The sequence below is a fragment of the Enterobacter sp. KB-221C9 genome, from assembly GCF_041320715.1.
GTDB lineage: Bacteria > Pseudomonadota > Gammaproteobacteria > Enterobacterales > Enterobacteriaceae > Enterobacter > Enterobacter asburiae_D.
The window spans coordinates 289,065-312,724 of record NZ_JBGIWG010000002.1 but is presented as its reverse complement, the minus strand read 5'-3'; the positions used below and the strand labels follow the sequence as shown (position 1 = coordinate 312,724).

Below are 23,660 nucleotides of genomic sequence, written 5' to 3'. Positions count from 1 at the left end.
ATGACGTTCTGGAGCATCGTGCGCCAGCGCTGCTGGGGGTTACTCCTGGTGGTGGCCGGTGTCTGTATTATCACCTTTATTATTTCGCACCTGATCCCCGGCGATCCGGCCCGTCTGCTGGCCGGCGATCGCGCCAGCGACGAAATCGTGCAGAACATCCGCCAGCAGCTAGGTCTGGATCGGCCGCTGTATATACAGTTTGGCCGCTACGTGGACGCCCTGGCGCACGGTGATTTAGGCACGTCCATCCGTACCGGGCGTCCGGTCGCCGAAGACCTGAAGGTCTTTTTCCCCGCCACGCTGGAGCTGGCCTTTTGTTCTCTGCTGCTGGCGCTGGTCATCGGCGTGCCGCTGGGTATTTTATCGGCGGTGTACCGCAACCGCTGGCTGGATCACCTGGTGCGTTTAATGGCGATGACCGGGATCTCCACGCCGGCCTTCTGGCTTGGGCTGGGCATCATCGTGCTGTTCTACGGGCACCTGCAGATTCTGCCCGGCGGCGGCAGGCTGGACGACTGGCTCGATCCGCCGACGCGCGTCACCGGGTTTTATCTGCTGGACGCGCTGCTGGAGGGCAACGGTGAGGTCTTTTTCAACGCGCTTCAGCACCTGATTTTACCCTCGCTGACGCTGGCGTTTGTTCACCTGGGGATTGTGGCGCGCCAGGTTCGCTCGGCGATGCTGGAGCAGCTTAGCGAGGACTACATCCGCACCGCGCGCGCCAGCGGCCTGCCCGGCTGGTACATCGTCCTGCGTTACGCCCTGCCCAATGCGATGATCCCGTCCATTACCGTCCTCGGGCTGGCGTTGGGCGATCTGCTTTACGGCGCCGTGCTGACCGAAACCGTCTTTGCCTGGCCGGGCATGGGCGCCTGGGTGGTGACGTCCATTCAGGCGCTCGATTTCCCTGCCGTAATGGGCTTTGCCGTCGTCGTTTCGCTGGCCTACGTGCTGGTTAATCTGGTGGTCGATCTGCTTTACCTGTGGATTGACCCGCGAATCGGGCGCGGAGGTGCCGAATGATGTTAACGCAGGAAACGCCCGTCCCGGTTAAAACCGCCAGACAACGCATCAACTGGGCAAAGCTGTTCTGGATGCTGCGTCAAAGCCCGCTCACGATCGTTGGCGGCGTCATTATGATTGCGATGCTCTTTCTGATGGTGGCCTCGCCGTGGATTGTGCCGCATGACCCGAACGCGCTGGATCTGACCGCCCGCCTGCAGGCACCTTCTGCGCAACACTGGTTTGGTACCGATGAGGTAGGACGCGACCTGTTCAGCCGCGTGCTGACGGGCAGCCAGCAGTCGATTACCGCCGGGCTGGCGGTGGTGGTGATTGCGGGCGGCATCGGCTCGCTGCTGGGCTGTTTGTCCGGCGTGCTGGGCGGGCGCGGCGACGCCATCATCATGCGGGTGATGGACATTATGCTCTCCATTCCCTCCCTGGTGCTGACCATGGCGCTGGCCGCCGCGCTCGGTCCGAGCCTGTTTAACGCCATGCTGGCGATTGCGATCGTCCGCATTCCGTTTTACGTCCGCCTGGCGCGCGGGCAAACCCTGGTGGTGCGCCAGTTTACCTACGTCCAGGCCGCCCGCACGTTTGGCGCGTCCCGCTGGCATTTGATCCGCTGGCATATCCTGCGCAACGCCCTGCCGCCGCTGATTGTGCAGGCTTCGCTGGATATCGGCAGCGCCATTCTGATGGCCGCCACGCTGGGGTTTATTGGCCTGGGCGCGCAGCAGCCCACCGCCGAATGGGGGGCGATGGTGGCCGTGGGCCGTAACTACGTCCTGGACCAGTGGTGGTACTGCGCCTTTCCCGGTGCGGCGATTTTAATTACCGCCGTGGGCTTTAACCTGTTTGGCGACGGAATCCGCGACCTGCTGGATCCGAAATCGGGAGGAAAGCAGTGATGACCGAACCGGTATTACGTATTGAGGACCTGCACCTGAGCTTCCCGATTTTTCGCGGTGAGGTCCATGCGCTGAACCACGTCTCGCTGGAGATCGGCAGGGGCGAAATTGTCGGCGTGGTGGGCGAGTCGGGGTCGGGTAAATCGGTGACCGCCATGCTCGCCATGCGGCTGCTGCCGGAAGGGAGCTACCGCATTCACCATGGTCAGGTGACGTTACTCGGCGAAAACGTCCTGACGGCGTCCGAGAAGCAGCTTCGCCAGTGGCGCGGAGCCAGAGTGGCGATGATTTTTCAGGAGCCGATGACCGCCCTCAACCCGACGCGGCGGATTGGCAAACAGATGGTGGAGGTGATCCGCCAGCATCAGCCGCTTTCGCGGCGCGAGGCGCAGCAGAAGGCGATTACCCTGCTGGAAGAGATGCAAATCCCGGACGCGAAGCAGGTCATGGAGCGTTATCCGTTTGAACTGTCCGGCGGCATGCGCCAGCGGGTGATGATCGCCCTTGCCTTTTCCTGCGAGCCGGAGCTGATCGTCGCCGACGAGCCGACCACCGCGCTGGACGTTACCGTCCAGCTCCAGGTGCTGCGCCTGCTGAAGCATAAGGCGCGGGCCAGCGGTACCTCGGTGCTGTTTATCAGCCATGATATGGCCGTGGTGTCGCAGCTTTGCGACAGAATGTACGTGATGTATGCGGGCAGCGTGATTGAGAGCGGTGCCACGCAAACGCTGATCCACCGCCCCGTGCACCCCTATTCCATCGGCCTGCTGCAGTGCGCGCCGGAAAACGGCGAGCCGCGCGCTCTGCTTCCCGCCATCCCCGGCACGGTGCCCAACCTCAGCCAGCTTCCGCAGGGTTGCGCCTTCCGCGAGCGCTGCTTTGCCGCCGGGGTGAAATGCAGCGAAACGCCGCGCTTACAGCCCAACGGTGCAGAGGGCCAACAGGCCGCCTGCTGGTATCCGCAACGGGAGAAACACCATGTCTGATGTACTGCTGGAACTGGATAGCGTGCACGTGAACTTTGCGGCGCGCAAAAACTGGCTGGGCCGCGTAACGGAACAGGTCCATGCCCTTAACGGGCTCGATCTCCAGATCCGTCGGGGTGAAACGCTGGGCATCGTCGGGGAATCCGGCTGCGGGAAAAGCACCCTGGCCCAGCTGCTGATGGGCATGCTTAAGCCCAGCACCGGCGCATGCCAGCGGGCGCTCCACGCGGGCGGCATGCAGATGGTGTTTCAGGATCCGCTCTCCTCGCTCGACCCGCGATTGCCGGTCTGGCGCATCATCACCGAGCCGGTGTGGGTGCAAAAGCGCAGCAGCGAGCGCGAACGCCGTCAGCTGGCGGAGGAGCTGGCGCTGCAGGTCGGCATTCGCCCGGAATATCTCGACAGGCTTCCGCACGCCTTCTCCGGCGGGCAGCGCCAGCGCATTGCCATCGCCCGGGCGCTCTCGTCCGACCCCGATATTATCGTGCTTGATGAACCCACCAGCGCGCTGGATATCTCCGTGCAGGCGCAAATCCTCAACCTGCTGGTGAACCTGCAACAGCAGCGTAATCTGACCTACGTGTTAATTTCGCATAACGTCTCGGTGGTCAGACACATGAGCGACCGCGTGGCGGTGATGTACCTTGGGCAGATTGTGGAGCTGGGCAGCGCCGCGCAGGTTTTGGGGGAGCCGCGCCATCCCTATACCCGCCTGTTGCTCGACTCGGTTCCCCGCACCGGTGAACCGCTGGATGAAAATCTGGCGTTACGAAAAACGGAGCTTCCCGGCAACCGTCATCTGCCCGAAGGCTGTTTTTTCCGCGACCGTTGTCCGATGGCAACGCAGGGGTGTGAGCGTCCTCAGCCGTTACAGCCCTCACGCGAGGGCCGTAACGTCCGCTGCTGGCGCAGTCTGGATTAGATTTGCGCCATCCCGCCGTCCACAAACAGCTCGGTGGCGTTAATAAAGCTGGCCGCATCGGAGGCCAGAAACGCCACCGCTTTACCCACCTCACCCGGCGCGCCTAAACGCCCAAGCGGTACCTGCGCGGCCAGCGCGTCGTACAGCCCCTGACGGTGTTCTTCCGGCACCAGATCGCCGAGACCCGGCGTTTTGATCGGGCCCGGGCTCACCACGTTGACGCGGATCCCGCGGCCCTGCAAATCCAGGGCCCAGGAGCGGGCAAAGTTGCGCACGGCGGCCTTACTGGCGCTGTAGACGCTAAAGTTTGCCGTCCCCTTAATGGAGACCGTCGAGCCGGTCAGAATAATCGACGATCCGGCGGAGAGCAGCGGCAGCGCCTTCTGCACCGTAAACAGCACCCCGCGAACGTTAGTGCCGAAAATACGGTCAAACTGCTCTTCGGTGATCGCGCCCAGCGGCAGCATATCGCCGCCCCCGGCATTGGCGAACAGGATATCAAGACGGCCTTCTTCTTTGGCAATCCGGGCATAGACCTCATCCAGATCGACAAGCTTAGAGACGTCCGCGCGAATGCCTACCGCGGTTGAAGCAATGTCTGCTACCGCCGCGTCCAGCTCGGCCTGGCGACGTCCGGTGATATACACCTTCGCGCCCTGAGCCGCCAGCTCCTGCGCCGTGGCAAGACCAATACCGGTGCTGCCGCCGGTGACCAGTGCGATTTTTCCTGAGAGAGTCGTGTTCATGTCATTTACCTTTTGTTGGGTTTGCGTTGGACAAACTTTAGCCCTTGCGGCATTAGTGAAAAATGGGCAAAAATGAAAATGACTATTTACCTACAGAAATAATCCGAGGTCATCATGGACCAGCTCATGGCGATGCGCGCCTTCACGCGGGTCGTGGAGTCCGGCAGCTTTACCCGCGCGGCGGACTCGCTGAATATGCCGATCGCCACGCTGAGCAAGCTGGTAAAATCGCTTGAGGCGCACCTGGAGATACGTCTTCTGCACCGGACGACTCGCCGGGTGGTCGCAACGCCTGAAGGGATGGAATACTATGAAAAAGCGCTCAGGGTGCTGATTGATATCGAAGATATCGACACCTCGTTTCGCGTTTCCCGCGCGACGCCAAAAGGGCATTTGCGGGTTGACGTGGGCGGATCCACCGCCCGGGACGTCCTCATCCCCCTGCTTCCGGACTTTATGCGGCGCTACCCGGATATTCGCATCGACCTTGGCGTGGCCGACCGGCCGGTCGATCTCATCAGCGGCAACGTAGACTGCGTGATCCGCGGCGGGCCGCTGGACGACTCGACCCTCATCGCCCGTCATCTCGGTAACGCGGAAATGGTCACCTGCGCAACGCCGGGTTACCTCAAAAATCATGGCGTCCCGGCCTATCCCCAGGAGCTGTGCAACGGGCACAAGCTCATTAGCTATCTCTCGCCCGTCACCGGACGGGCATTTCCGATTCGTTTCAGAGAAAACGGCGAGGCGCTGGAAATCAACATTCCGCACTATCTCGGCGTCAATGAAAGCAATGCCCATCTGGCGGCTGCCGTGGCGGGGCTGGGGATCGTTCAGACCTTTGAGTATTCGGCAAAGTCGTATTTGCAGGCGGGAACGCTAACGGCGATCCTGGGCGACTGGCGCCCTGCCGCCTATCCGTTTCATGTGGTTTACCCGCAGAACCGGCATTTGACGCACCGTCTGAAGGTGTTTATTGCGTGGCTGGCGGAGGTGTTCCCCGCCGCGCTGAAGGGGTAGCCGGGCGTGAACCCGGCTATGGCTTAGTTAAGCTTATAGTCCAGGGTAATCTCGGCTTTCAGGAGCTGCGATACCGGGCAGCCCGCTTTTGCTTTCTGAATAATGCCATCGAACTGCTGGGGGGCGATGCCTGGAACGGTGATCTTGCTTTTCAGGGCAACCTTTGTGATGGCAAAGCCGCCGTCGGTTTTATCCAGAGAGACGTCCGCGGTAGTATCAATGGAGTCGGCGGTATAGCCCGCTTCCCCGAGCATCAGCGACAGCGCCATTGAGAAGCAGGCCGCATGCGCCGCGCCAATCAGCTCTTCGGGGTTGGTCCCCTTTTCACCCTCAAAGCGGGTATTGAAACCATAAGGCTGTTGATTGAGAACGCCGCTCTCGGTGGAAACCGTTCCTTTTCCGCGCTTAATGTCGCCAGACCAGTGTGCCGAACCGTGCTTATGAATAGTCATTCTTGCTCTCCTTTTGGCTTACAAAGGGTTAAGTATAGACTACGCATCTGGCCCACCCTGGAACACAGACAATTCCAGGACCTTTACCTGCTGTACCGACAAAAAGGATAATGATATGGCGCTAAAATTCAGGATGGCCGTCGCCGTAACCACGCTGGCTCTGTCGCTGTCTTCACTGGCGAAAACGCCGGAGAATTTTATCTATACCAGCTCGGGCGATCTCGACGCGGCGTTTCCGCTTGTTGCGCGAAGCGATATCGGCGGCGTGCAGATCGTTTACAACTGGCGCTTGCTGGAACCCGAGAAGGACAACTATGACTTCTCGCGGATTGAGCAGGATCTGGCGCGCGTTAAGGCCGCCCGAAAAAAGCTTTTTATTCAAATCCAGGATCGTTTCTTTGAGCCGGACGCCCGCTACGTGCCGGACTATCTGATGCACGATAAGCGATACGGTGGCGGGATTGCGCCGCAGTTCGATAACCCCGGCGAAGGCAAGCCCGTCGGTTCAGGATGGGTGGCGCGTCAGTGGGATCCCGCCGTGCGCCAGCGCTACCAGGCGCTGCTGGCGGCCCTTGCGAAACGCTTTGATGGCGAGGTGTATGGGGTAAACCTGCCCGAAACCGCCATTGATATCGACGAAAAAAATCCGCCCGCCGGATTTACCTGCGACAGCTATTTCGCGGGAGAAATGGAAAACCTGGCCTTTGCGCGAAAGGCTTTTCAGAAATCACACGTGGTGCAATACGTGAACTTCTGGCCGTGCGAGTGGGATAATGACCACAGCTACATGGGGCGTCTGTTTGCGTATGCCAGCGCTAACAATGTCGGCCTGGGCGGGCCGGACATTGTTCCCAACCGCAAGGCGCACATGAAGAATGCCTATCCCTTCTTCCATAAAAATAAGCAAACGCTGCCGCTCATCGCCATGGCGGTTCAGGAACCGACCCTGACCTACAAGAATCCTCAGACCGGAAAACCGTTCACCAAAGCGGAATTTGTCCGCTTCGGCGAAAGTTATCTCGGGGCCGATATTATATTCTGGAGCACGTCTTCTCCCTGGCTAAAGGCGAAGTGATCCCTTCTTATGCCAGGTAGCGCGAAAGTTCGTCGAGAAACACGCGCAGCGCGGCAGGCTGGTATTCCCGGGACTGATAAATGCCATGGATGGCAAGCGGTTTAGGCTCCAGGGCCTCCAGCACCGGCACCAGTAATCCCTGCTCCAGCGCGGCAGACGCTTCGCGCTCCGGCAGCATGGCGATACCGCAGTGCTTAATCGCCGCGTCCATCAGCAGCGAAGAGATGCTGGCGCTCAGGTTGCCGCTGACGGCCACGCTCAGGCTTTCACCTTCCGGCGTCAGGAAGTGCCAGGACTGCCCGGCGAAAAAGCTGTAGTGCAGGCAGTTGTGCTGCGCTAATTCTTCGGGGCTGACGGGGGTACCGTGCTGTGCAAGATAGTCCGGCGAGGCGCAGAGCACCGAGCGACACTCCCCCAGCCGGCGGGCAATCATGCCGGGTTCGGGGTTGTCGGTAATGCGCACGGCGACGTCAATGCGCTCTCCCACCAGGCTGACCGGGTGGTTATTCACGTCCAGCTCAATGCGCAGCTGCGGGTAACGCGAGAGCAGGCCGGGCAGAACCGGTGCAATCAGGTGCATGGCGGTAAAGTGCGCGCAAGCCACCCGCAGCGTGCCGGACGGAAGATCTTTCTCAGACTGACCTTCAATTTCCTGCGAAATCTGCGAGAGCGTCCGCGTTTTTTGCAGCACCTTTTCCCCTGCTGCGGTCAGCGTCAGCTTACGCGTGGAGCGGTTTACCAGCCGCGTTCCCGCCCACTTCTCCATTTGTTCAAGGTAGCGGCTCACCATCGGTCGGGAAATGCCCAACGCGCGGGCCGCCGCGCTCAAACTGCCCAGCTCGCATATCCGGTTGTAGACCTGAGCGGCGATAACGCGATCCATATAAGCTCCATTTGCTCGATTTATGAAACTAAGCATGTCTTGTTTCAGGAATTCTGGCAAATGCGAATATCCGTACAATAGACACATTCCTGAACAACAGAGACAACAGCATGAAACTCACTCACCTTGCCCTGCTTTCCACCCTTATCACGCCGGCTGTTTTTGCCGCGCCGTTGACCATTGATACCTATAACCCGCAGGATAAAGGTATTTTCCCGGTCTCCTCCACGCTGGTTTCCGGCCCGAAGGAAGCGGTGCTGTTTGACGCGCAGTTCAGCGTGAAGGATGGCGAAGCGCTGGTAGAGAAAATTCGCCGCAGCGGTAAAACCCTGAATAAGATTGTGATCACCTCCGGCGATCCGGATTTCTATTTTGGCCTGCAGCCGCTGGTCAAAGCCTTCCCGAATGCCAAAGTGGTGGCCACGCAGCACGTGGTTGATCATATTAAAGCCACCAAAGACGCCAAGCTCGCCTTCTGGGGCCCGCAGATGAAAGACGGCGCGCCAACGGAGCTGGTCGTCCCGCAGGTGCTTGCCTCCACAACGTTTATGGTTGACGGGGAAAAGGTCGATATCGAGCAGCCAGACGGCTATGCGGCCTATGTGTGGATCCCGTCAGCAAAAACGATCCTCGGCGGCACCGGGGTAGCCTGGGGCATTCACGTCTGGACGGCAGACACCCAGACCCCGGAAAGCCGCAAGCAGTGGCAGGAAACGCTGCAATCTATGGCCGCGCACAAGCCAGAACGCGTGATCCCGGGCCACTATCTGGGCACGCCACCGGCGGGCACTGGCGCGATTGATTTTACCCGCGACTATCTGCAGCGCTTTGAAAAGGCCTTGTCCGCGCATAAAGACTCCGCGGGCGTTATCAGCACCCTGAAAAAACAGTATCCGGGCCTGGCGGAAGAGAGCTCGCTGGAATTAAGCGCCAAAGTGAATACCGGCGAAATGAAGTGGTAATTTAACATCTGCTCCTGCTATATATTCGTGATAGCAGGAGCACTCTCATAATATCCCCACCGTTGCCCGTCGATATATCCTTCCCTTCTAAAAGCACATAAAAGCATACACTTATGTCATTTTTATTTCTAAGATGAATCTGAGCCACAACCGGGAAAATATTTGCCATTCTGTTTATGAATTAAATTTTTGCGAGCCGTACCATTAAACAGACAACGACACGGAGGCAGCATGTTTACTTATTACCCGGCTAATACCACAGCAGCACAACCTGAACTCGTTAACGCGATTGCGCAGGGTCTTCACGCCGAGCACGGTGCTGTGACTGAAGATGACATTTTGATAGAACTCACCAAATGGGTGGAATCAACGGATAATGACATCCTCAGTGACATCTACCAGCAGACCATTAACTACGTCGTCAGCGGGCAAAACGCACCTTTGTAAAAACCTGCTAAGCTGGATCAGCAACCTAAGGGGTTACATTTCGTTTGCGTAAGCAAACTGGTCCTTAAAACTATCAACAGGATTGAGGAGTTAACATGAAATCGAACCGTCAGGCACGCCATATTCTGGGACTGAACTACAAGCTTTCTAATCAGCGTAAAGTGGTGATTGAAGGCGACCATGAAACGCAGGTCACTCACGCCACCGGCAGAAAACGCCACGCGGGCAAGTAAGTTCCAGACTGAGATCCAGAACACCATCGGTAACCCCGGTGGTGTTTTTGTTTATGTGTTGCGGTAATTAATATTCAGCTCCTTTATAATACCGCCTGACCGCACCCCAGCGCACAGGCCAGAAAGATGACAAACAGCAGTGTCAGGGACGGATCTTCATAAAAAGAGTGAGTGACATGGACAACAAACTGAAAAAACATCGTTCCTTATACATCCCATACGCCGGACCGGTTCTACTCGAATTCCCCCTGCTTAACAAAGGCAGCGCCTTCAGCATGGAAGAGCGCAGCAGCTTTAACCTGCTTGGCCTGCTGCCGGAAGTGGTTGAGACCATTGAAGAACAGGCGGAGCGCGCGTGGATCCAGTATCAGGGTTTCAAAACTGAAATCGACAAACACATCTACCTGCGTAACATTCAGGACACCAATGAAACCCTCTTCTATCGCCTGGTGCAGAACCATCTTGAAGAGATGATGCCGGTGATCTACACCCCGACGGTGGGTGCGGCCTGCGAGCGTTTCTCAGAGATCTACCGTCGCTCCCGCGGGGTATTCATCTCTTATCAGAACCGTCACAACATGGACGATATTCTGCAGAACGTGCCGAACCACAATATCAAAGTGATTGTGGTGACCGACGGCGAACGTATTCTCGGCCTCGGCGACCAGGGCATTGGCGGGATGGGGATCCCAATCGGTAAACTCTCACTCTACACTGCCTGCGGCGGCATCAGCCCGGCGTATACCCTGCCGGTGGTGCTGGACGTCGGCACCAACAACCAGCAGCTGCTCAACGATCCGCTCTATATGGGCTGGCGTCATCCGCGTATTACCGACGACGAGTACTATCAGTTTGTCGACGATTTCATTCAGGCCGTGAAGCAGCGCTGGCCGGACGTTCTGCTGCAGTTTGAAGACTTTGCGCAGAAAAACGCGATGCCGCTGTTGAACCGCTATCGCGATGAGATCTGCTCCTTTAACGACGACATCCAGGGCACCGCATCCGTGACCGTGGGTACGCTTATCGCCGCCAGCCGCGCGGCCGGCAGCCAGCTGAGCTACCAGAAAATCGTCTTCCTGGGCGCAGGCTCTGCGGGCTGCGGTATCGCCGAGCAGATTATCGCCCAGACGCAGCGTGAAGGCTTAAGCGAAGAGCTGGCCCGCTCCCGCGTCTTTATGGTGGACCGTTTCGGCCTGCTGACCGACGGTATGCCAAACCTGCTACCGTTCCAGACCAAGCTGGTGCAGAAACGTGAGAACCTGAAAAACTGGGATACCGACAACGAAGTCCTTTCCCTGCTGGACGTAGTGCGCAACGTGAAGCCGGATATTCTTATCGGCGTTTCCGGGCAAACCGGTCTCTTTACCGAAGAGATTATTCGCGAGATGCACAAGCACTGCGTGCGCCCTATCGTGATGCCGCTTTCCAACCCGACCTCCCGCGTGGAAGCAACGCCGCAGGACATCATCGCCTGGACCGAAGGTAACGCGCTGGTCGCGACCGGCAGTCCGTTCGATCCGGTGGTATGGAAGGATAAAACCTATCCCATTGCCCAGTGCAACAACTCGTACATCTTCCCGGGCATTGGTCTGGGCGTGATCGCCTCCGGCGCGTCCCGCATTACCGACGAAATGCTGATGTCGGCAAGCGAAACCCTCGCGGGCTACTCTCCGCTGGTCAACAACGGTGAAGGGCTGGTGCTGCCGGAGCTGAAAGACATTCACAAGGTGTCGCGCGCTATCGCATTTGCGGTAGGCAAAATGGCGCAGCAGCAGGGCGTGGCGGTGAAAACCTCTGCCGACGCGCTGCAGCAGGCCATCGACGACAACTTCTGGAAGCCTGAATACCGCAGCTATCGCCGTACCTCGATTTAAAATGTGAGTGGGCCACTGGCCCACTTATTTTTTGCTAGGTTGCCAGCTTTTATCTATCCGCGGTTCACCGTAATGCTCCTGCCGATGACAGTTAGGGCAAAGGGCAATAGCATTGTCTACGTTGTCTTCCCCATTTTCTGATAGCGGAATAATGTGATGAACTTCTAAATAATATCTTCCATCCTTCGTGCGCTGAAATGGCGCTGGGGCATCACAACATTCACAATTATTTTGAGCTCTGAGGAGTACTTCGGCCACCACATCGGGATTACGATCGTAACGCCAGACGGAAACCTGTTTTTTCGCCGGATGCACAGACGCATTTTGCAGCCGCTTTCGTCTTTCCTCGGATTGTAGTTTTAACGCCTTGCTGACTTTGTCGTAAAAGTCGTTTTCATCGCGGCCTGGAATATCTTCGCTGTCCACTCGCTGTTGGTTAAGTTGTTCCTTGAGGATGGCAATAACCGTCGCGTCCAGAGGCTTCTGGAATGTCCTTCCTGTTTGAGCGAAGTGATTCATGAAGCGATCCCAACGGTATTCTTTGCCCGCTGGAGGCAGAACTTTGCTTAGTTCGTGGCGATCAAGCGTAATAAAATCATCTAGCTTAGACACATCGCTCAACTGCACGCGATGGGGGTAAACGTTTCCCTCCTCGAAATCGATCCCTTCAATACGGTAAAGTCCGCAAAGCTGGTATCCCACAGATTTATGAACATTTTGGATGACAAAGACAAAGTCACCTGTTTTTACATTACTCAGCTTTTTCTCACTACTTGCACTAACACCATATCCCTTGATGTAATCAAAATTGCTGGAATTAGATGCACTGTGATAGGCGTAATAATAGGCCATACGCTCAACCTCCTTTTGGTTTCATAATGAAGGGTATCGGCATAATGACAAAAATCTTAACGTGCAATCGTGTGACATTCGATTATACTTTCGACACACATTAACCTACTGAATATATAAGGAGGCCAATTATGCTGTACTGTGAAATTTTCAATGTTTCACATACATTTGGTGATCGCACCAGCTCAAGCGTTATCGGTATCGTGCTGCGATAACTTCTGCTTGAGCGAAGACACCAACCCCTGAAATCCCTTCTCTCGGGCTTACTGAGTTATCGTCAGCGATGTTTGACGAGGCATAAACATGCCTGTAACTCTTGGGTAAGCAACAATGAGCACTTTACTCACTGCACAATCTTTACGCGTTGATACGGCGTTTGGCACGCTCTTCGACTCACTCTCCTTTACGCTGAAAAAAGGCGACCGCATTGGCCTGCTGGGCGACAACGGCTGCGGAAAAAGCACGCTGCTGAAGGTGCTGGACGGCACAGACTCCCCCGCCGCCGGAACGGTAGCGCTTGCCGGGCACTGCCTGATGGCGCGCGTGGAGCAACATCTCCCGGACGCCATTTTCCCGCTGACCATGCTGGATGCCGTACTCGCACAGCTGCCTTTAGCCGAGCGCGATAGCCTGCGCTGGAAAGCCGAAACGCTGCTGGCGAGCATGGGCTTCACGCCGCAGGATATGATGCTGCAATCCGCCACGCTGAGCGGCGGGCAACACACCCGCCTGCTGCTGGCGCGGGCGCTGATTCACGAGCCGGATCTGCTCCTGCTCGATGAACCCAGCAACCACCTTGACCTGCCGACCATGCTCTGGCTGGAGCATTTTCTACAGAACTGGTCGGGCAGCTTCGTGCTGGTCTCGCATGACAGACAGCTGCTGGATGCCGTCACCAACGGCAGCTGGATCCTGCGCGATAAAACGCTGCACTACTTCGCCCTTCCCTGCACGGCCGCCCGCAAGGCGCTTGAAGCAAAGGATGAAAGCGACGCGCAGCGCCACAAGGCGGAGCAAAAGGAGATAGACCGCGTGACCGCCAGCGCCAAACGTCTGGCGACCTGGGGCAAGGTTTACGACAACGAAGACCTGGCCCGCAAAGCCAAACAGATGGAAAAACAGGTCGAACGGCTGAAGGAGAGCCAGACGGCGCTCACGGCAGGCAGCCCGTGGACGTTAACCCTGCGCGGCGACGCGCTGCGGGCAGACCGTCTGCTGGAGATGGAAAACCTCAGCGTCCCGCCTGCGCCCGGGCTACCGCCGCTGTTTAACATCGACGTGGCGCGGCTAAAAAGCGGCGATCGCGTGGCGATTGTCGGTCGTAACGGCTGTGGCAAATCGTCGCTGATGAGGCTTATCTGGCAACAGTTCGCCGAAGAGTCCGCAGACAGCGGGTTGAAAATCCATCCGCGCGTGTCGCCAGGCTATTACGACCAGACGCTTCATCAGCTTGCGGACAACGCCACGCTGCTCGACGCGCTGGAGCCTTTCGCACCGGATCCGCAGAACCGCAAAATGGCGCTGATAAGCGCGGGTTTCCCGTGGGCGCGTCACGGGCAAACGGTCAGCACGCTCAGCGGTGGCGAGCGCTCGCGCCTGCTGTTCGTTGGCCTGACGCTTGCCCGCTATAGCCTGCTAATGCTGGATGAGCCGACCAACCACCTGGACATGGAAGGCAAAGAGGCGCTGGCACAAACCCTTCAGCAGTTCGAAGGCGGCGTGCTGCTGGTCAGCCATGACCGTCAGTTAATTAGCCAAAGCTGCAACCGTTTCTGGCTGATTGAAGAGGGAAAGCTGAGCGAGTGGCACGATGCAGAAGCGGTGTTTGAGCGCCTGCGTGAAAGCGCGGGGCTGGTGACATCCACCGCGCCTGTTATCGCTACTGCGTCGGTTCAATCCTCGCCGTATGACGACCTGCTCGAACGGCTGGTCGCGCTGGAAACGCTGCTGGAAGACGATCTGGCGCGAAAGCCAAAGCATCAAAAGCCGCAGCTGCAGGCACAATGGCGTAAAGAGATTGAGGAGATAGAGGCACAGCTGTAAGTCTGCGCCCGGCGAGTATCTCTCGTCGGGCCAGTATTTTCCCCCTAAATTATTAGAGGAACGCCGTATTCTTAATCTGCAATCGAATCAAATGATGACATTATGTTGCCGCAACCTTGCATTACCAGGCTAATGTATCAATCCTTAAGGGGTACTACACCTGCTATACAGATTCTTATCATGAACAAGGAGATACACATGAAGGCTGCTGTTGTCACTCAGGATCACCAGGTCAACGTCACCGAAAAAACATTACGCCCGCTTAAGCACGGGGAAGCCCTGCTGAAGATGGAATGCTGTGGAGTATGCCATACCGATCTCCACGTGAAGAACGGTGATTTCGGCGATAAAACCGGGGTAATCCTGGGCCATGAAGGGATTGGTATCGTAAAAGAAGTCGGCCCAGGCGTGAAGTCGCTGAAAGTCGGCGACCGCGCAAGCGTGGCCTGGTTTTTTGAAGGCTGTGGCCACTGCGAATACTGTAATACCGGCAACGAAACCCTGTGCCGCGATGTGAAAAATGCCGGTTACTCCGTTGACGGCGGGATGGCGGAAGAGTGCATCGTCACCGCGGATTACGCGGTAAAAGTGCCGGACGGCCTGGATTCGGCGGCGGCCAGCAGCATCACCTGCGCTGGCGTTACCACCTACAAAGCGGTGAAGGTCTCGGGTATCAAACCGGGCCAGTGGATTGCAATCTATGGTCTGGGCGGGCTGGGCAACCTCGCGCTGCAGTACGCCAAAAACGTCTTTAACGCCAAAGTTATCGCCCTTGACGTTAACGACGAACAGCTGAAGCTGGCGGCCAGCATGGGTGCAGATTTAACCATCAACTCCCGCAGCGAAGATGCCGCTAAAATTGTGCAGGAGAAAACGGGCGGCGCGCATGCCGCAGTCGTTACTGCCGTTGCAAAAGCAGCATTCAACTCCGCCGTTGATGCCGTGCGTGCCGGTGGCCGCGTGGTCGCGGTTGGCCTGCCGCCGGAAGCGATGAGTCTCGACATTCCGCGTCTGGTGCTGGACGGTATTCAGGTGGTAGGTTCGCTGGTCGGCACCCGTCAGGATCTGCAGGAAGCTTTCCAGTTCGCCGCTGAAGGTAAGGTCGTGCCGAAAGTCACGATGCGCCCGCTGGAGGACATCAACGCCATCTTTAAAGAGATGGAGCAGGGCCAGATCCGCGGCCGTATGGTCATTGATCTCCGCTCGTAAATACCTGTCGCCGGGTAGCGGCTTCGCCTTACCCGGCCAACAGTTACGACGAACGCCGGTCCGAAATCCACTCCTGAACCTCTATCTGGAACGTGTCCGGTGCTTTCCGATACATTTTGCGCGCCAGATCGAGAATGGTATGCCGGGCTAACTCCTCTTCCATTCGCTGCTGCGCGCTGTCCATCACCGAACGTACCCCGCACGGACCGTCACACACCCAGGCAGGCGGCGTTTCATCAAACACGGCCAGCCGCTGGCGTATCTCCCTGCACTCAAACATATTTTTCTCGCCGTCGATGGCGTGCGTTACGTCCAGCACGGTGATCAGCTCCGCCGGACGCGCCAGCTTAAAGCCCCCGCCCTTGCCCTCCGTACTGATGACCAGCCCGGCACGCGACAAGCGGGTGAATATTTTACCGAGATAATCGTACGGCACGCCCTGAAGGGCAGCCATCTCCCTGACGCTCATCTCCCGCTCGTTGCCCTTCGCATCCACCATGCACATCAGGCTGTGAATGCCGTATTCCACACCGGAACTGTAAAACGCCATGGTTAACCCCAGTTTGCTGTTCAGGCCATTATAACGATTTTTAACTCAGAAAGAAGTTGTCGCAGTTAACTCCGACAAGTATAGTGGCAGTTATGTCAGGTACACGGCCTGGCGATCAAAAGGATCGAGTATGAAAAAGCAGATTTTAATTGTGGGTAGCGGCTTTTCCGGTATGTGGGCTGCGGTCAGTGCCGCTCGCCTGTCGGCGCTGGAAGGAAAAGACAGTCTTAAGATTGCCGTGCTGGCGCCCGTTCCTGAGCTGCGCGTTCGCCCGCGCTTCTATGAAGAAAAGGTATCAACGCTGGTCGCGCCGCTGACCGCACTGTTCGCTGAGCTGAATATTGAGTTCATTGCCGGGAGCGCAGAACATATTGATACTCAGGCAAAAACGGTGGTATTCCGTGATAATCAAGGGATAACATCCTCGGTGGCTTACGAACGTTTAGTGCTGGCGACGGGTAGCCAGACCAAACGCCCTTCCATTGCCGGGCTTACCGAGTACGCATTTGATATCGACCAGCTGGAATCGGCGCTGGTATTTGAACAGCACCTGGATTCACTGGCTTCACGGCCTGCCTCAAAAGAACGCAACACCGTTGTGGTCTGCGGCGGCGGTTTCACCGGCATTGAGCTAGCGACCGAGCTCCCTGCCCGGCTTCGTTCTCGATTAGGTGAAAATACGGCGATTAAAGTAATCGTAGTTGAACGCGGTGCAGTTATCGGTGGACGTTACAGCGAAGCCTTGCGCAAGACCATTGAAGACGCAAGCCGCGAGCTGGGCGTTGAATGGCGTCTTAACAGCGAAGTGGAAGCCATCGACGCAAACGGCGTTACCTTAAAAAATGGCGAACGTATTGCCGCCTCTACCGTGGTCTGGACGGCAGGCGTTGAGGCCAGCCCCCTCAGCCAGCAGATTGACGGCGAACGTGACAACCAGGGGCGGCTTATCGTTACCGAGTCGCTGCAGGTTCCAGCCCATCCGGACATCTATGCAACGGGCGACATGGCGCACGCCAAAACGGACGATGCGGGCAACACGGCGCTGATGACCTGCCAGCACGCCATCCAGCTTGGGAAATTTGCCGGACACAATGCGGCGGCCAGCCTGCTAAACATCGCGCCATATCCTTATCGTCAGGTGAACTATGTTACCTGCCTGGATTTAGGGGCGTGGGGCGCAGTCTATACCGAGGGCTGGGAACAGGCCGTCAAATCCGTCCGCGACGAGGCGAAGAAGATCAAAATCGCCATCACGAACGAGCTGATCTATCCGCCAGCAGCAGACAAAACGGTCGCATTTGCCGCCGCCGATCCGTTGGCGAAATTCGTCTAGTCCCCCCGCCATCGCCCCGTTACGGGGCGTTTTTTATTTTCAGTTTCCGGCAATCCTTATCTTAATTCCTTTGTTCCCTTGCTTTCCCCCGCGCCCGATGATGAATCCGACGCTAACAAGAAGATAACAAAGGAATTCACCATGCAAACCCCATTTCGTCTGCCGCTGCTGGCGGCGCTGATTCTGGCGACAACCGCAGCCTGGGCAGCAGATGCGCCCGTAAAAGGCGGCACGCTGATTTATCTGGAGCAACAGGCGCACACCAACCTCTATCCTCCTGCCGGTGGCTTTTACCCGAACGGCGGCATTCTGAATCAAATCACCGACAAACTGACGTGGCAGAACCCAAAGACGCTGCAGGTGGAACCCTGGGTGGCAGAAAGCTGGACAACCAACGCCGATAAAACCGAATACACCTTTAAACTTCGTCCCGGCATCACCTTCTCCGACGGCACGCCGCTGGACGCAAACGCCGTGGCGAAAAATTTTGATACCTACGGTTTAGGCAATAAGGCGCAGCGCCTGCCGGTGTCAGAAGTGATCAACAACTACGATCGTAGCGAAGTCATCGACCCGCTGACCGTGAAGTTCTACTTCAAAAAACCGTCGCCGGGGTTCCTGCAAGGCACCGCCACCATTGGCTCGGGTCTGGTTTCGCTCAGCACGCTGAAGCGCAACTTCGAAGAACTGGGGGATGCCCGCCATATCATTGGCTCCGGTCCGTTTGTGGTGAAGGACGAGAAGCTGGGTCGTGAAGTGACGCTCGAAGCGCGCAAAGACTATCAGTGGGGTCCCAAAAATCTGGCGCAACAGGGGCCAGCCAATCTAGACGGCATTAAGTTTATCGTCACTCAGGAAGACAGCGTGCGCGTTGGCGCCCTGCTGGCCGGTCAGGCCGACTTTATTCGCCAGGTGCAGGCGTATGACGAAAAGCAGGCGACAGACCAGGGCTATAAGATCTACGCCGCCCCGACGCGCGGGGTGAATGACAGCATCAGCTTCCGCCCGGATAACCCGCTGGTCTCCGATATTCGCGTTCGCCAGGCGCTGCTGCATGCCACCAATGCAAAACAGGTGGTCGAGACCCTCTTCTCGGCCAACTATCCGCAGGCGAAGTCGGTGATTGCCGATTCCGCCGCTGGCTTTGTCGACCTCAGCGACAAATTGACCTTTGACCCAGCAAAAGCTAACCAGCTGCTGGACGACGCGGGCTGGAAAGCCGGCGGCGACGGGATCCGCGCCAAAGACGGCCAGCGGCTGGCACTGACGGTGTATGAATCCCTGCCGCAGCCGCAAAACAAAGAGGTGCTGCAGCTGGTTGCCCAGCAGTGGCGCCAGGTGGGCGTAGCGCTGAGCGTCAAAGCCGGTGACGCAGGCAGCCGCACGCTGGATAACCTTGACCCGCTGAAAACCCCGTTAACCGTCTCCGAAGTGGGCCGCGCCGATCCTGACGTGGTGAAAAGCATGTTCTACCCGGCTAACCGCGACGCGCTGCTGCAAAAAGGCGGATCCAGCGACAAGGTCAAAAACTTCCGTGACGACAAGCTGAATGAACTGCTGGTGAACATTTCGGCTGAGGTCGATCCGCAAAAACGCCTGCAGCTGAGCGGCGATGCCCAGCGCTACCTGCTGGATAACGCCTACGTCATTCCGATTTTCGAAGAGCCGCAGGTCTTTGCCGGCGCGCCGTGGCTGAAAGGCGTCAATTTTGAAGCGGTAGGCCGCCCGTCGTTCTACGGCGCGTGGATTGAGAAACACTGAGGAGCTGACGATGCGCCACGCACTTCTTCAACGCTTTGGGCACGGGCTGCTGGTACTGTGGGCCGCCTTTACCCTCTCGTTCGTGTTGCTCCAGGTGCTACCGGGCGACGCGGTGCTGATTAAATTTCAGAACCCGGACCTGGGCTTAAGCCCGGCGCAAATCGAGGAGATGCGCGTGGCCTACGGCGCGGACAGCCCGCTGTGGCAGCAATACGGCCACACGCTGCTGGCGATGCTGCGCGGTGATTTCGGCTATTCGCTACAGGCAGGCGTGCCGGTCAGCGAGCTGATTGCCAGCAATCTGCCGGATACCCTGAGTCTCGCCCTGCCCGCGTTTGTACTCGCGGTCCTGCTGGCGTTCGCGCTGGCCTTTGCATCGCGTCTGCCGGGTCTGCGCTGGCTGAGCAATGCCCTCCAGTCTCTGCCGGTCCTGTTTATCTCCTTACCGACGTTCTGGCTGGGGATTGCCCTCATCCAGCTCTTTTCTTTTCAGCTGCGGCTGATCCCGGTGATTAACCCAACGCCGCTGCAGGGGTTGATCCTGCCGATCGTGACCGTCGCGATCCCGATCTCCGCCCCGCTGGCACAAATTCTGATGCGCAGTCTGGACCAGGTGGCAACGCAGCCGTTTGTCGCCGTCGCCCGGGCCAAAGGGCTGAGTGAAACCGCCGTCCTGTGGCGTCACGTTACCGGCAACGCCCTGCTGCCGGTCCTGAACATTGCCGGGCTGCTGCTGGGCGAGCTGATTGCCGGGGCGCTGATCACGGAAACCGTTTTTGGCCGCAGCGGGCTCGGACAGCTGACCCAGCAGGCGGTAAATAACCAGGATATCGCCGTGCTTCAGGCGGTGGTGATGATTTCCGCCCTCGGTTTTGTCCTGATCAATCTGCTGGTGGATCTGCTGATGCCGCTGCTGGATCCCCGCCTGCAAACCGTTACCGGAGGTGCATCATGAGCCTTGTCGATTACGCTGCCGCTGCGCGAAAACGCGTTCCAGCGTGGCAGGGCGTGGAATGGCAGCCCGGACTGTGGCTGGCATGGGGGGTGATTATTCTCGCCGCTTTTGCCGCCGTGGCGCCCGGCCTGTTAACCCACTACAGCCCGATTGAGGGCATCGCCGGGGCACAACGCCTGGCGCCGCAGGCGGGACACTGGCTCGGCACCGATCAGCTTGGCCGCGATGTTTACACGCGTATTGTCTATGGTGCATCACACTCCCTGAGCGCGGCGCTGGCCGCCGTGACGATGGGTCTGGTGGTAGGCACCGGCTTAGGCGTGGTTGCCGGGGCGTTCGCCGGACGCGTCGAGTCTCTGCTGATGCGTTTCGTCGACGTGCTGCTGTCCATCCCGTCTCTGCTGCTCTCGCTAACGGTGATTATTCTGCTCGGGTTTGGCACCGTTAACGCCGCGATTGCCGTCGGCGTGGCCTCAATTGCCAGCTTCGCCCGCCTCGCGCGCGGTGAGGTCGTGCGCATCCGGCATACGGATTATGTCGAAGCGGCGTTTGGCAGCGGCGGGACGTTCTTTGCGGTGCTGTGGCGACACATCCTGCCCAACGCGTTAACCGCCGTCCTCGCCTTTGCCACGCTGCAGTTTGGTCAGGCCATCCTGGCGCTCTCCACGCTGAGCTTTCTCGGCTACGGCACCCCGCCGCCGGTGCCGGAATGGGGCTTATTGATTGCCGAAGGCCGTAACTATCTCTCTACCGCCTGGTGGCTCACCACCTTCCCCGGCGTCGTCGTCATCGCCGTGGTGCTGGCCACCAACCGTATCAGCCAACAGTTCAGCGGAGGTCGCTAATGACCGTTCTCTCAGTGGAAAATTTGACGATTAGCTACCGTACCGCGCGCCAGTGGCGAGAGGTGGTGCATAGCGTCAGCTTTACGCTCGGGCGAGGGGAAATGCTGGCGTTTGTCGGCGAATCCGGATCCGGCAAAACGACCACGGCACAGGCGATCATTGGTCTGCTGGCTGACAACGCCCGGCGCGATGCGGGAAAAATATCGCTCAACGGCGAGGAGATTAGCCGATGGTCCGCTAAGCGTCTCGATACCCTTCGCGGGGCGCGAATTAGCCTGGTACCGCAGGATCCGGGTAATTCGCTCAACCCGGTGAAAACCATCGGTGCGCAGGTCGGAGAAATTATTCAGCTACACCAGAAGGTGACCCGCGCCGAGCGCGACGAGCAGGTGCTCTCCCTGCTGACAAAGGTCGGCCTGAGCCACCCCGAACAGCGCATGACGCAGTATCCCCACCAGCTCTCCGGCGGAATGAAACAGCGCGTGTTGATTGCCATCGCGATTGCGCTGCGCCCGGATGTGATCGTTGCCGATGAGCCCACCAGCGCGCTGGATGTGACGGTGCAAAAACGCATTCTCGATCTGCTGGATATCCTGCGCCGGGAGTCGGGTACCGCCGTTCTGTTTGTCACCCACGATCTGGCGCTGGCCGCACAGCGCGCGGACAGGCTGCTGGTTTTTCGCGATGGCGAGGTTCAGGAACAGGGCAACACCGCCGATATCGTCCGCACGCCGCAGCACGCCTACACCCGCCAGCTGCTGAGCGATCTCCAGGGCCAGCGCCTGACCATCGCCCCGGTAGCAGGCCGCCGGCTCGCGTCACCGGCCATTCGCGCCCTCGCCATCAGCAAACAATTCTCCCTCGGCAAAGGTCACAAGCTTCAGGCGCTGGATCGGGTAACGTTTGACGTCAGGCGCGGCAGTACGCATGCGCTGGTCGGTGAATCCGGCTCCGGGAAAACCACCCTCGCCCGTATTTTGCTGGGTTTTGAACAGGCCGACAGCGGGCAGGTCATCATTGATGATATTGATGCCACCGCGCTCAGCCGCGAGGCCCGCCGTCAGCTGCGCCAGAAGATCCAGTTTGTCTACCAGAACCCGTTTGCCTCTCTCGACCCGCGTCAGACGCTGTTCGAGATCATCGAAGAACCCCTGAAGAATTTTTCTCGCCTGAGCAAAGCGGAGCGAAAGATCCGGGTGGAGACCGTGGCGCAGCGGGTTGCCCTGCCCGTCGAACTCCTGAGCCGCACCGCCCGGGAACTTTCAGGCGGACAGCGCCAGCGCGTTGCCATCGCCCGGGCGCTGATCCTCGAGCCGACCATTCTGGTGCTGGACGAAGCCACCTCCGCGCTGGACGTCACCGTCCAGGCGCAGATCCTGGCTCTGCTTCAGCAGCTGCAGCAGCAGCTGGGATTGACCTACCTTTTTATCACGCACGATCTGTCTACCGTTCGCCGGATCGCCCACAGCGTCACGGTGCTGCGCAGCGGTCAGGTGGTCGAACAGGGCGACGTTGGAACCTTATTCGCGTCGCCGCAGAACGATTATACCCGCGAGCTGATTGACGCCATTCCCCATTTTTCACCCGCTACGGAGGAGTTCGCATGACGCGAAAACGCCTGGGATTTTTCACCCGCCTGCTTGACGACGCTACGCCGAAGGAGCGCTATCGTCTGGCAACTGAACAGATCCGCCACGCCGAACGCCACGGTTTTGACAGCGCCTGGATCGCGCAGCACCACTTCCACGAAAGTGAAGGCGGCCTGCCGTCGCCGCTGCTGTTTCTGGCGCACGTCGCCGCGCATACCGAAACCATCCGCCTGGGCACGGCCATCATTACCCTGCCGATGGAAAACCCGCTGCGCGTCGCAGAAGATGCCGCCGTGCTCGATTTACTCGCCGATGGACGTCTTGAAGTCGGTTTTGGATCGGGCGGCACACCGACCTCATTTCTGCCGTTCGGCCTGACGTTTGAGGAGCGCGGCGCGGCCTTTGCCGACCATTTGCATGTGATCCAAAGCGCCTGGCGCGGGGATTCCCTGACCCATCCGGATAACCACCTTTACCCGCCTGCGCCACAGCTTGCTGACCGTATCTGGATTGCCACCTTCTCTGTCGACGGTGCCGTTCGCGCCGCGCAGGCCGGACACGGTTTAATGCTCTCGCGCACGCAGCCGCGCCCGGCAGATCGGCTGGATTTAACGCTCGACGAGATCCAGAACCCGATTGTGGATGCCTACCTCGATGCGCTGCCGGCGAGCATCGCGCCGCGTATTCTGGCCTCCCGCACGGCGTTCGTCGCCGACAGCGACGACTATGCGCTCAAGGTCGCGGCGCCGGGCCTCACGAAGCAAGCCCAGCAGCATCGCGCTGCCGGGCACACGGTTAAAGGTGACAGCGTCACCGATTATCGCCGCCAGTTCGACGCCCATATTGGTTCGCCCGATACGGTGCTGCATTCACTGAATGCGGATTCCATTCTCAGGCGCGCCACGGATATCTCATTCCAGGTTCATTCGGTCGAACCCACGCATCGCGACACGCTGCGGTCCATCGAACTGATTGCCGAACGTATTGCCCCCCACATACTTTGAGGAGAC

23 protein-coding genes are annotated in these 23,660 nt (G+C 58.5%); 18 read left to right on the top strand and 5 right to left on the bottom strand.

The window, feature by feature from the left end; translation table 11 throughout:
• The 4 genes from AB8846_RS03600 to AB8846_RS03585 are packed head-to-tail and all read left to right on the top strand — an operon-like array spanning position 1 to position 3,821.
• Positions 1-1,023, top strand: coding sequence for an ABC transporter permease (locus tag AB8846_RS03600; protein ID WP_370732051.1), 1,023 nt, complete (start codon positions 1-3; stop codon positions 1,021-1,023).
• Positions 1,020-1,913 carry a D,D-dipeptide ABC transporter permease gene (gene ddpC, locus AB8846_RS03595; RefSeq protein ID WP_047647662.1) on the top strand — a complete coding sequence of 298 codons (894 nt, stop codon included), beginning with the start codon at positions 1,020-1,022 and terminating at the stop codon, positions 1,911-1,913. The genes AB8846_RS03600 and ddpC overlap by 4 nt, the downstream gene beginning before the upstream one ends.
• Positions 1,913-2,899: an ABC transporter ATP-binding protein gene (locus AB8846_RS03590; RefSeq protein WP_370732050.1), complete on the top strand. Its 987-nt coding sequence runs from the start codon at positions 1,913-1,915 to the stop codon at positions 2,897-2,899. Before ddpC ends, AB8846_RS03590 begins: the two co-directional genes overlap by 1 nt.
• A complete protein-coding gene (locus AB8846_RS03585; RefSeq protein ID WP_370732049.1) occupies positions 2,892-3,821 on the top strand; it encodes an ABC transporter ATP-binding protein in 930 nt (309 codons plus the stop codon). Before AB8846_RS03590 ends, AB8846_RS03585 begins: the two co-directional genes overlap by 8 nt.
• Here the strand turns inward: AB8846_RS03585 and AB8846_RS03580 are convergent.
• The gene (locus AB8846_RS03580) at positions 3,818-4,567 is read right to left on the bottom strand and encodes an SDR family NAD(P)-dependent oxidoreductase (protein WP_370732048.1); all 750 of its coding nucleotides are present in this window, start codon (positions 4,565-4,567) and stop codon (positions 3,818-3,820) included. The genes AB8846_RS03585 and AB8846_RS03580 overlap by 4 nt on opposite strands.
• Positions 4,568-4,681: 114 nt before the next feature.
• Here AB8846_RS03580 and AB8846_RS03575 point away from each other — a divergent pair, with 114 nt between their 5' ends.
• On the top strand, positions 4,682-5,587 hold the full coding sequence (locus tag AB8846_RS03575) for a LysR family transcriptional regulator (RefSeq protein WP_370732047.1): 906 nt from the start codon (positions 4,682-4,684) through the stop codon (positions 5,585-5,587).
• Positions 5,588-5,610: 23 nt separating this feature from the next.
• On the opposite strand, the gene AB8846_RS03570 is transcribed toward AB8846_RS03575, so the two are convergent.
• Positions 5,611-6,039 (bottom strand): OsmC family protein, encoded by a 429-nt coding sequence (locus tag AB8846_RS03570; protein ID WP_370732046.1) that lies wholly within the window; start codon positions 6,037-6,039, stop codon positions 5,611-5,613.
• Positions 6,040-6,154: 115 nt separating this feature from the next.
• Between AB8846_RS03570 and AB8846_RS03565 the strand changes: the two genes are divergently transcribed.
• Positions 6,155-7,114, top strand: coding sequence for a hypothetical protein (locus AB8846_RS03565; protein WP_370732045.1), 960 nt, complete (start codon positions 6,155-6,157; stop codon positions 7,112-7,114).
• Between the two features lie 7 nt (positions 7,115-7,121).
• Here AB8846_RS03565 and AB8846_RS03560 read toward each other — a convergent pair whose 3' ends face one another.
• A complete protein-coding gene (locus AB8846_RS03560; protein WP_063142709.1) occupies positions 7,122-7,997 on the bottom strand; it encodes a LysR family transcriptional regulator in 876 nt (291 codons plus the stop codon).
• Positions 7,998-8,107: 110 nt separating this feature from the next.
• Here AB8846_RS03560 and AB8846_RS03555 point away from each other — a divergent pair, with 110 nt between their 5' ends.
• From AB8846_RS03555 to AB8846_RS03540, 4 genes are all read left to right on the top strand, one after another.
• Positions 8,108-8,959 (top strand): Vmh family MBL fold metallo-hydrolase, encoded by an 852-nt coding sequence (locus tag AB8846_RS03555; RefSeq protein WP_370732044.1) that lies wholly within the window; start codon positions 8,108-8,110, stop codon positions 8,957-8,959.
• Positions 8,960-9,190: 231 nt separating this feature from the next.
• On the top strand, positions 9,191-9,406 hold the full coding sequence (bdm, locus tag AB8846_RS03550) for a biofilm-dependent modulation protein (protein WP_370732043.1): 216 nt from the start codon (positions 9,191-9,193) through the stop codon (positions 9,404-9,406).
• Between the two features lie 95 nt (positions 9,407-9,501).
• Positions 9,502-9,639, top strand: a complete 138-nt coding sequence (sra, locus tag AB8846_RS03545) for a stationary-phase-induced ribosome-associated protein (protein WP_008501714.1) — start codon at positions 9,502-9,504, stop codon at positions 9,637-9,639.
• Positions 9,640-9,815: 176 nt separating this feature from the next.
• A complete protein-coding gene (locus tag AB8846_RS03540) occupies positions 9,816-11,513 on the top strand; it encodes an NAD-dependent malic enzyme (protein WP_370732042.1) in 1,698 nt (565 codons plus the stop codon).
• Between the two features lie 24 nt (positions 11,514-11,537).
• Here AB8846_RS03540 and AB8846_RS03535 read toward each other — a convergent pair whose 3' ends face one another.
• Positions 11,538-12,365: an HNH endonuclease signature motif containing protein gene (locus tag AB8846_RS03535; RefSeq protein ID WP_335243791.1), complete on the bottom strand. Its 828-nt coding sequence runs from the start codon at positions 12,363-12,365 to the stop codon at positions 11,538-11,540.
• A 330-nt stretch (positions 12,366-12,695) separates the two neighbouring features.
• Between AB8846_RS03535 and AB8846_RS03530 the strand changes: the two genes are divergently transcribed.
• Both AB8846_RS03530 and adhP read left to right on the top strand, forming a co-directional pair.
• Entirely contained in the window at positions 12,696-14,408 is a 1,713-nt protein-coding gene (locus AB8846_RS03530; RefSeq protein ID WP_370732041.1) for an ABC-F family ATP-binding cassette domain-containing protein, read from the top strand.
• A 198-nt stretch (positions 14,409-14,606) separates the two neighbouring features.
• Positions 14,607-15,617: an alcohol dehydrogenase AdhP gene (adhP, locus tag AB8846_RS03525; RefSeq protein ID WP_028018928.1), complete on the top strand. Its 1,011-nt coding sequence runs from the start codon at positions 14,607-14,609 to the stop codon at positions 15,615-15,617.
• A gap of 43 nt (positions 15,618-15,660) precedes the next feature.
• On the opposite strand, the gene AB8846_RS03520 is transcribed toward adhP, so the two are convergent.
• Entirely contained in the window at positions 15,661-16,167 is a 507-nt protein-coding gene (locus AB8846_RS03520) for an Rrf2 family transcriptional regulator (protein WP_063142705.1), read from the bottom strand.
• Between the two features lie 130 nt (positions 16,168-16,297).
• Between AB8846_RS03520 and AB8846_RS03515 the strand changes: the two genes are divergently transcribed.
• The 6 genes from AB8846_RS03515 (at position 16,298) to AB8846_RS03490 (ending at position 23,654) form a co-directional block, all read left to right on the top strand.
• Positions 16,298-17,500 (top strand): NAD(P)/FAD-dependent oxidoreductase, encoded by a 1,203-nt coding sequence (locus AB8846_RS03515; RefSeq protein ID WP_370732040.1) that lies wholly within the window; start codon positions 16,298-16,300, stop codon positions 17,498-17,500.
• 141 nt (positions 17,501-17,641) lie between these two features.
• Positions 17,642-19,261 carry a TIGR04028 family ABC transporter substrate-binding protein gene (locus tag AB8846_RS03510; RefSeq protein WP_370732039.1) on the top strand — a complete coding sequence of 540 codons (1,620 nt, stop codon included), beginning with the start codon at positions 17,642-17,644 and terminating at the stop codon, positions 19,259-19,261.
• Positions 19,262-19,271: 10 nt separating this feature from the next.
• Positions 19,272-20,216, top strand: a complete 945-nt coding sequence (locus tag AB8846_RS03505) for an ABC transporter permease (protein WP_370732038.1) — start codon at positions 19,272-19,274, stop codon at positions 20,214-20,216.
• On the top strand, positions 20,213-21,061 hold the full coding sequence (locus tag AB8846_RS03500; RefSeq protein WP_032656932.1) for an ABC transporter permease: 849 nt from the start codon (positions 20,213-20,215) through the stop codon (positions 21,059-21,061). Before AB8846_RS03505 ends, AB8846_RS03500 begins: the two co-directional genes overlap by 4 nt.
• On the top strand, positions 21,061-22,668 hold the full coding sequence (locus AB8846_RS03495) for a dipeptide ABC transporter ATP-binding protein (protein WP_370732037.1): 1,608 nt from the start codon (positions 21,061-21,063) through the stop codon (positions 22,666-22,668). The genes AB8846_RS03500 and AB8846_RS03495 overlap by 1 nt, the downstream gene beginning before the upstream one ends.
• Positions 22,665-23,654 (top strand): putative FMN-dependent luciferase-like monooxygenase, encoded by a 990-nt coding sequence (locus AB8846_RS03490; RefSeq protein ID WP_370732036.1) that lies wholly within the window; start codon positions 22,665-22,667, stop codon positions 23,652-23,654. Before AB8846_RS03495 ends, AB8846_RS03490 begins: the two co-directional genes overlap by 4 nt.
• The last annotated feature ends 6 nt before the right edge of the window (positions 23,655-23,660 follow it).

Bases quoted from the DNA above. Each gene is read 5' to 3' on its own strand.
- AB8846_RS03600 (WP_370732051.1), top strand. From the start codon at position 1: ATGACGTTCTGGAGCATCGTGCGCCAGCGCTGCTGGGGGTTACTCCTG.
- ddpC (WP_047647662.1), top strand. From the start codon at position 1,020: ATGATGTTAACGCAGGAAACGCCCGTCCCGGTTAAAACCGCCAGACAA.
- AB8846_RS03590 (WP_370732050.1), top strand. From the start codon at position 1,913: ATGACCGAACCGGTATTACGTATTGAGGACCTGCACCTGAGCTTCCCG.
- AB8846_RS03585 (WP_370732049.1), top strand. From the start codon at position 2,892: ATGTCTGATGTACTGCTGGAACTGGATAGCGTGCACGTGAACTTTGCG.
- AB8846_RS03580 (WP_370732048.1), bottom strand. From the start codon at position 4,567: ATGAACACGACTCTCTCAGGAAAAATCGCACTGGTCACCGGCGGCAGC.
- AB8846_RS03575 (WP_370732047.1), top strand. From the start codon at position 4,682: ATGGACCAGCTCATGGCGATGCGCGCCTTCACGCGGGTCGTGGAGTCC.
- AB8846_RS03570 (WP_370732046.1), bottom strand. From the start codon at position 6,039: ATGACTATTCATAAGCACGGTTCGGCACACTGGTCTGGCGACATTAAG.
- AB8846_RS03565 (WP_370732045.1), top strand. From the start codon at position 6,155: ATGGCGCTAAAATTCAGGATGGCCGTCGCCGTAACCACGCTGGCTCTG.
- AB8846_RS03560 (WP_063142709.1), bottom strand. From the start codon at position 7,997: ATGGATCGCGTTATCGCCGCTCAGGTCTACAACCGGATATGCGAGCTG.
- AB8846_RS03555 (WP_370732044.1), top strand. From the start codon at position 8,108: ATGAAACTCACTCACCTTGCCCTGCTTTCCACCCTTATCACGCCGGCT.
- bdm (WP_370732043.1), top strand. From the start codon at position 9,191: ATGTTTACTTATTACCCGGCTAATACCACAGCAGCACAACCTGAACTC.
- sra (WP_008501714.1), top strand. From the start codon at position 9,502: ATGAAATCGAACCGTCAGGCACGCCATATTCTGGGACTGAACTACAAG.
- AB8846_RS03540 (WP_370732042.1), top strand. From the start codon at position 9,816: ATGGACAACAAACTGAAAAAACATCGTTCCTTATACATCCCATACGCC.
- AB8846_RS03535 (WP_335243791.1), bottom strand. From the start codon at position 12,365: ATGGCCTATTATTACGCCTATCACAGTGCATCTAATTCCAGCAATTTT.
- AB8846_RS03530 (WP_370732041.1), top strand. From the start codon at position 12,696: ATGAGCACTTTACTCACTGCACAATCTTTACGCGTTGATACGGCGTTT.
- adhP (WP_028018928.1), top strand. From the start codon at position 14,607: ATGAAGGCTGCTGTTGTCACTCAGGATCACCAGGTCAACGTCACCGAA.
- AB8846_RS03520 (WP_063142705.1), bottom strand. From the start codon at position 16,167: ATGGCGTTTTACAGTTCCGGTGTGGAATACGGCATTCACAGCCTGATG.
- AB8846_RS03515 (WP_370732040.1), top strand. From the start codon at position 16,298: ATGAAAAAGCAGATTTTAATTGTGGGTAGCGGCTTTTCCGGTATGTGG.
- AB8846_RS03510 (WP_370732039.1), top strand. From the start codon at position 17,642: ATGCAAACCCCATTTCGTCTGCCGCTGCTGGCGGCGCTGATTCTGGCG.
- AB8846_RS03505 (WP_370732038.1), top strand. From the start codon at position 19,272: ATGCGCCACGCACTTCTTCAACGCTTTGGGCACGGGCTGCTGGTACTG.
- AB8846_RS03500 (WP_032656932.1), top strand. From the start codon at position 20,213: ATGAGCCTTGTCGATTACGCTGCCGCTGCGCGAAAACGCGTTCCAGCG.
- AB8846_RS03495 (WP_370732037.1), top strand. From the start codon at position 21,061: ATGACCGTTCTCTCAGTGGAAAATTTGACGATTAGCTACCGTACCGCG.
- AB8846_RS03490 (WP_370732036.1), top strand. From the start codon at position 22,665: ATGACGCGAAAACGCCTGGGATTTTTCACCCGCCTGCTTGACGACGCT.